This window comes from Tritonibacter multivorans (assembly GCF_001458415.1).
Taxonomy (GTDB): Bacteria; Pseudomonadota; Alphaproteobacteria; order Rhodobacterales; family Rhodobacteraceae; genus Epibacterium; species Epibacterium multivorans.
Genome location: NZ_CYSD01000032.1, coordinates 80,960 through 86,959, shown reverse-complemented (window position 1 = coordinate 86,959; position 6,000 = coordinate 80,960). Strand labels below are relative to the sequence as shown.

The window sequence follows — 6,000 nt, the reverse complement described above, 5'->3', positions numbered from 1 at the left end:
AGCATGACATGGACACGGCGATAACCGAACCGGCGGCGTTCGGCGGCCACCGCCTTCATCGCCTTGCGCAACTCTGCATCGTCCGGGCGCATACTGCGATACCGCACGCTCGAACGATCAACGCCAAGTACAGAACACGCCCGCCGCTGGCTCACCTCGTGCTCTGTGCACAAGTGCGCCACAGCATCCCGCTTCGCGCCGGGCGTCACCACTTTCGCGAGGCGACATCCTTCAACATCGCATTCATCATTGTTCTCGAACCAATGGCGCACAATGGCTCATTCCAGCATTTGCCCCGCCAATAACTTCTTCAGCTTCGCATTCTCGTCCTCAAGCGTCTTGAGCTTTCGGGCATCCGACACTTCGAGGCCACCATACTTCGCTTTCCACTTGTAGAATGTCGCCGAGCTGATCCCATGCTCACGGCACACATCTGCTGTCGCCACGCCGCTCTCCTGCTGCTTCAGGATCGCAATGATCTGCTCTTCGTTAAAACGTGATCTCTTCATTCTGTTCGTCTCCTTCGTTAGGAAGAACTCTACCCAAAATCGGAGGAGAAAACGGGGCTCAGGTCACAAGGTTTGATCTCAGAGATGAAGAATGGGTAATGGGCGGTCATAGAGGCGTTGCTTGCCCCGCTGGGGGGAATGACGCGCTTTGGGGCTTCACCGGCGATGACACGCTGGACGGCGGAACGGGAGAGGGCGGCCTACGCGGCGAAGATGGGAGCGATCAGTTCATCCTCGCGGATGGGTTCGGCAGCGACACGATTTTCGGCTTGGAGGCAATGGACTACGCCGAAGACATTGATTTTAGAGGTGTCTCGACGATAAACAGCTTCGCTGCTTTGACACCGGCGTAGGCACGATCCGACTGGTCGGGACGAACTCCAAGCCAGGCTCGAACCCGGCAAAAACAAGGGCGCGACATTAGCGCGCCCTTGTTTGCGATTTAGGCAGAGACTGTGTCTGACCTTGGCCCGTCCGGGCGATCCGTCTCAGCAGATGCAGTCGAAATCATCGTATTTGAAGCCCAGAATGAACGGCTGAGAGTTCTCCGACGTCGGTGGGTTCGGATCAACGATGAAGGTGGCAATATCGCCGTCCCCTGCGCAGAAGCCTTCGCCATTGTTCATGGCTTCGGTCAGGATAAAGTCCACATCCTCGCGCTGGCCGTAGATCGGATCAAGGCTCAGGACAAAATCGGCGGCACTGTCGGTGCCCCAGAACTGGGGATCCAACGTGTCGGTCAGTTCCCAGATCGCCAGCTGGATTTCCCAATCCGAGAATTGCCCATCGGTCGAACCGGCAGAGTTGATGTTGAACTCCTCATTGATGATCCAATTGATCAGATCGAGGTTTTCTCCGGCTGCGAGGCCATTTTTGATCCCCACTTGGTGCGCGCCAAAAGCAGAGGTGTCCTTGCCATCCAGAATGTCGCCCATCAGGGTCGGCGCGGTCAAGAAGGTGCCATCTGTGGCCACCGCTTCCAGGAAGCTGAGGCAATAGGCCTGATCAAAGACAACCCCGTCCAGACGCGCGTCCCCGCTGTCGCTGAGCAGCACGTCATAGCCAAAGTCTTCGATCGGGTGGAGCTCATTGCCCGCCACAACCTGATATTTGGTGGAACCGGGCAGGCTTGCCACGAGGCTTTCCAGGGTATTGGCATCGCCGCAGAAGGTCACCTCTAGTGTGGCGCTTGCGGAATTGCCCGCGCTGTCGGTGATCTTGTAGGAGATGTCCTCAACCGCCGTCTGGCCGATGTCGAGACCCGCATAGGCATGTGCCCCGTCGACCTTAAGCACCCCGCCGTCGAGGGTCACATTGGTGCCCGCGCTGGTGGTGATGGTTTGGCCCTCGGCGATGTTTTGACCGTCGACCATGGTAATGGCAAAGGTGTCGCCATCCGGGTCACTGTCATTGGTCAGCACGTCGGCGAGGATCACCTCGTCTGCGCAGCCCATGGCCATATCGTCCACCGGCGTCGGCGCCGAAGAGCCGCCTTCGACCCCTGCATCCACATCGGTGACATTTTCGCCCTGACCCAGCGTGATCGAATTGGTGCGCCCAACTCCATTGTTGAAGGTTTTCACCACATCGCTGTCGATCGCATCATCGTTGCCCACATTGGCCGCGACAAAAGACTTGTCGTCGAGGCCATCGAAGCGCACCTGATAGCGGCCTGCTTCGAGCCCCTCAAAGCTGTAGTCGCCATTGGCGTCGGTAAAGGTGGTGGCAATGATCTTTCTGGTATCCTGATCGCGCAGACGGACCCGGATGCCTTCTGCACCGGCTTCGCCCGGATCCTCCAGCGCATTGCCGTTTTCATCACAGAAATACCGCCCCGAAATGGACCCCAACCCTGTGGCGGGTGCCCCCGCGCCCGCGTCATTGTTCGGACTGTCCTGTCCGCCCACAACGCTGATGCCAGAGATGATGCTCTCGGTGGTGTCGCCAATGGCGTCGCTGTCGACACTGTCATCGCCTCCTTGGTTCGCCGCGACCAGCTCTTTGCCGTCAAGCACATTGTTCGGATCGGTGAACTTCACCCCGTAAGTGCCCGCAGCGAGACCGGCGAAGCTGTAGGTTCCATTGGCATCGGTAAACACCTGATCGCCGGTGGCATTGCCACCCGCATCCAGCAGCATCACCAGCACACCCGCAACCGGCGTGTCGCCCCCATCGCGCACTGCATTGCCGTTTTCATCGCAGAAATAGGTGCCCGAGAGAGAGCCCGGTTCCGGCGCCGCGCCTTCGACCCCTGCATCCACATCGGTGACATTTTCGCCCTGACCCAGCGTGATCGAATTGGTGCGCCCAACTCCATTGTTGAAGGTTTTCACCACATCGCTGTCGATCGCATCATCGTTGCCCACATTGGCCGCGACAAAAGGCTTGTCGTCGATGCCATCGAAGCGCACCTGATAGCGGCCCGCTTCGAGCCCCTCAAAGCTGTAGTTGCCATTGGCATCGGTAAAGGTGGTGGCAATGATCTTTCTGGTATCCTGATCGCGCAGACGGACGCGAATGCCTTCTGCACCGGCTTCGCCCGGATCTTCCAGCGCATTGCCGTTCTCATCACAGAAATACCGCCCAGAAATGGACCCAAGATCCGTCTCCGGCATGGCCGCACCGGCATCATTGTCGGGCGTGTTCTGGCCTGCGACAACCGTGATGCCTGCGATGGTGGCCGAGGTGGTGTTGCCAATGGCGTCACTGTCGACCGCATCATCGCCGCCCTGATTGGGGGCGACCAGATCCTTGCCGTCCAGCACATTGTCGGGGTCCGTGAAGGTCACCGAATACTCACCTGCGGGCAGGTCATCAAAGCTATAGAAGCCGTTGCTGTCGGTCACGGTGGTTTCACCGGTCTCGTTCAGCGTGACAACAACGCCCGCAATGCCGGGTTCACCGTCATCCACGTCATTGCCGTTTTCATCGCAGAAGTAACGGCCAGAGAGGCTGCCAAGGTCGTCTTCGTCGCAGACCTTGACCTGCACCGCCTCGCGCTCGGGCTCTTTGATGCAGTCCCCCGCGCTGTCGAGGATCGACCGCACGATGACAAGGTCATAAATATTGTCATGGCCTTGATCCTGCGGGTTCTCAAAGTCTGGCACAAAACCCGCCGCATAGGTCAGCTCACCCGTCGCCGCATCAATCTGGAAGAGTGCAGCATCAGGGCCTTCGAGGCTGTAGGAGACTTCGCCCGTGGCTTCCAGATCAACGCCCGCTCTGGACGTCAGGCGGCCATCGGCTTCAACGGTCGCCTCAGTTGAGATCGCCTTGATGCTTTCGGAGGCCAGCGTTTTGATCTCGCCTGCTTCCAGCACCGCGTCACCGTCGTCGACCCAAAGCGCGATATTGTCGAGCTCGGCCCCGTTGATGACGCCGTCGCCATTGTCGTCCTCAAGCTGGCTCAGCTTCTCATACCCATTGGCGAACAGGCCGCCCTGGTCGCCGTAAAGCGCCGCGCCGTCGATCTCGTTGTTCGGACCAATGAGGTCGGTATTCACGAGGATCCCATCGCCGTCACCGTTGAACCACTCGATGGTCTCTTTGGTTCCGTCTGCGTCCAGATCGAACTCAACCGTGGCGGCGTTTTGATCGAACTCATGGCCTTGGACCGTAGAGACCCCTGTCACACCGATTTCGCCATCGCCGTTCAGGTCGAGCGCAATGGGTGTGAACAATTCCGGCTCGTGGGAGAAGTCGATGCAAATTTCAGCGGTCTGTTCGACATGATTGGAGGCCAGATAGGTAATCGTGATCGCCTGCTCCTGTGCGATCAGAGCCTCCAGCTCGGCGACCAGACCGGGGGTGTCGCGCGTTGCCGGGCCGAAGCCGTCTACGTAAACGCGTGCTTCTGCGACCTCAAGGGAGTAGCGACCCGTAGCAGGGTCATACACACGCACATTGTCGAACTGGCTGATGACGACAGAGTCACCGCCGTTGCTGAGAAGGAAGTTTTCCAGGACAGACGTATCGAAGGTCAGAATCTTCTTCACATCGAGATTGTCGAAGTCACTGTTCGCAATCCGGATATCGATACCGATCACATCATCCTGAGCGCCAACTGCGATCAATTCGGGCGAGACGACGCTGCCCTTGGCGATTTCCAGATACTGCAGCTGCACGTTGACCGCATCACCCGCTTTGAAAACCTCTTTGGGCGTTGCTTTCGCAAAAAACACATCCTCGGTGTAGATGCATTCATGGGTGCCAAAGTCGATCGACAGGTCACCGTCATTCTCGCAGACGTGGATCATCGTCGTGAGCACTTGGCCAATCGGCGTGTCGATGGGCAAGAGCACGTTATCAATGACCTGGATCTGGCCATTATCTGCGGCGACTGTCCCCACGACATTGGGGTTCACCGCTTCGGGATCTTTGTCGATCAGTTCGGTGCCGTTGACCTCAAACGTCGTGCCCAGAAGCGTGGTCACTTCGCCGGTTGCGCCGGTCTGATCGCCTGCTGCAACATGGTACACCAGAATATCCGTCAAAAGCGGGATCGGGTCGCCATTGGGGTCAAGCGAGGCGAGCGTATCCGCGATGAAGGTAAAGACCGCGTCTTCGTCTGACGGGTCGCCATCAAAGCCGAGCTGAACCGCCAGCGAAGTGAAGGCCGCATCGGTCGGCGCAAAGACCGTGATGTCGGTGGCGTTCTGAACGGTGCTCACAAGGTCCGCTGCAATCAATGCTTTTTCAAGAATGTCAAAATCATTCGATCCGACTGCGATGTCTACGATATTTGCCATTGGTTACTCTCCCTAATTCCACGATCAAGCCGGGCAGAACCCGCCTTGGAACACTTTGGATGCGTGTGTGCGTGTTGGGGGAGCGCCGGGCTGAGGGGTGAGGGGTTGACCGAACAAGCCCCCCCTTTGAAATGTGCCGGGTCTGAGTGTCTGGGCGATGTGAGGGGTCTGGAGCAGTCTTGCTGCAAACCCTCCACGCTGCCCCTAAAGGGATGAAACCTAGACAAACTCTGGCTGCGCAGACGCGAAACGCGCGTCCACATCGGGCCAAAGAGACTTCCGCAGTTTGGGAAAGCGTTGAATACAGCCGCAGGAAGGGACAGGACTGCGTCCTTCCCTGTCTGCATTGGACCAAAGCGCAGTATTGCGCCGACACGCCCTTCAACATCCGTCATAAGTGCCGCGGACCCGCAGCAAGCAAACCGCAAACTCATTACCAACTCACATTTTACACCCTTTCAGCAAAGCGGAGCGGCCCGTAGAAACAATGTGAAAGATACGCAAAACTTGATAAATCGACCGGATTGACCCTGCTTTTCCAGCCGAACGAGGATATGCTCAATCTCGGGTTTACTGGAATAGAGGCGTTCTTGTCCCGGCGCCCTCAGCTTTAAATTGAATGTTCTGATTATCGGCCAGTCTGTGTATGTGAATTCGGTGCTTTTTCCGGCGGCGGAATCGGTTGACACCTGTGCCTGTTCTTGTTCTCATTCGTTCACGATATTTTTACAGAATGTGCTTTG

Annotated in this window: 2 protein-coding genes and 1 pseudogene; 1 reads left to right on the top strand and 2 read right to left on the bottom strand. The window is 57.7% G+C overall.

All coding sequences use genetic code 11. The features are described from left to right. Positions 1–509 (bottom strand): annotated as a pseudogene (locus TRM7557_RS20285) (transposase); the annotation flags it as partial. A gap of 98 nt (positions 510–607) precedes the next feature. Between TRM7557_RS20285 and TRM7557_RS10090 the strand changes: the two are divergent. Continuing rightward, positions 608–862 carry a hypothetical protein gene (locus TRM7557_RS10090; RefSeq protein WP_058290101.1) on the top strand — a complete coding sequence of 85 codons (255 nt, stop codon included), beginning with the start codon at positions 608–610 and terminating at the stop codon, positions 860–862. A 135-nt stretch (positions 863–997) separates the two neighbouring features. Here the strand turns inward: TRM7557_RS10090 and TRM7557_RS10085 are convergent, their stop codons facing one another. Next, positions 998–5,257, bottom strand: coding sequence for an SdrD B-like domain-containing protein (locus TRM7557_RS10085; RefSeq protein ID WP_058290100.1), 4,260 nt, complete (start codon positions 5,255–5,257; stop codon positions 998–1,000). Positions 5,258–6,000 lie beyond the last annotated feature (743 nt).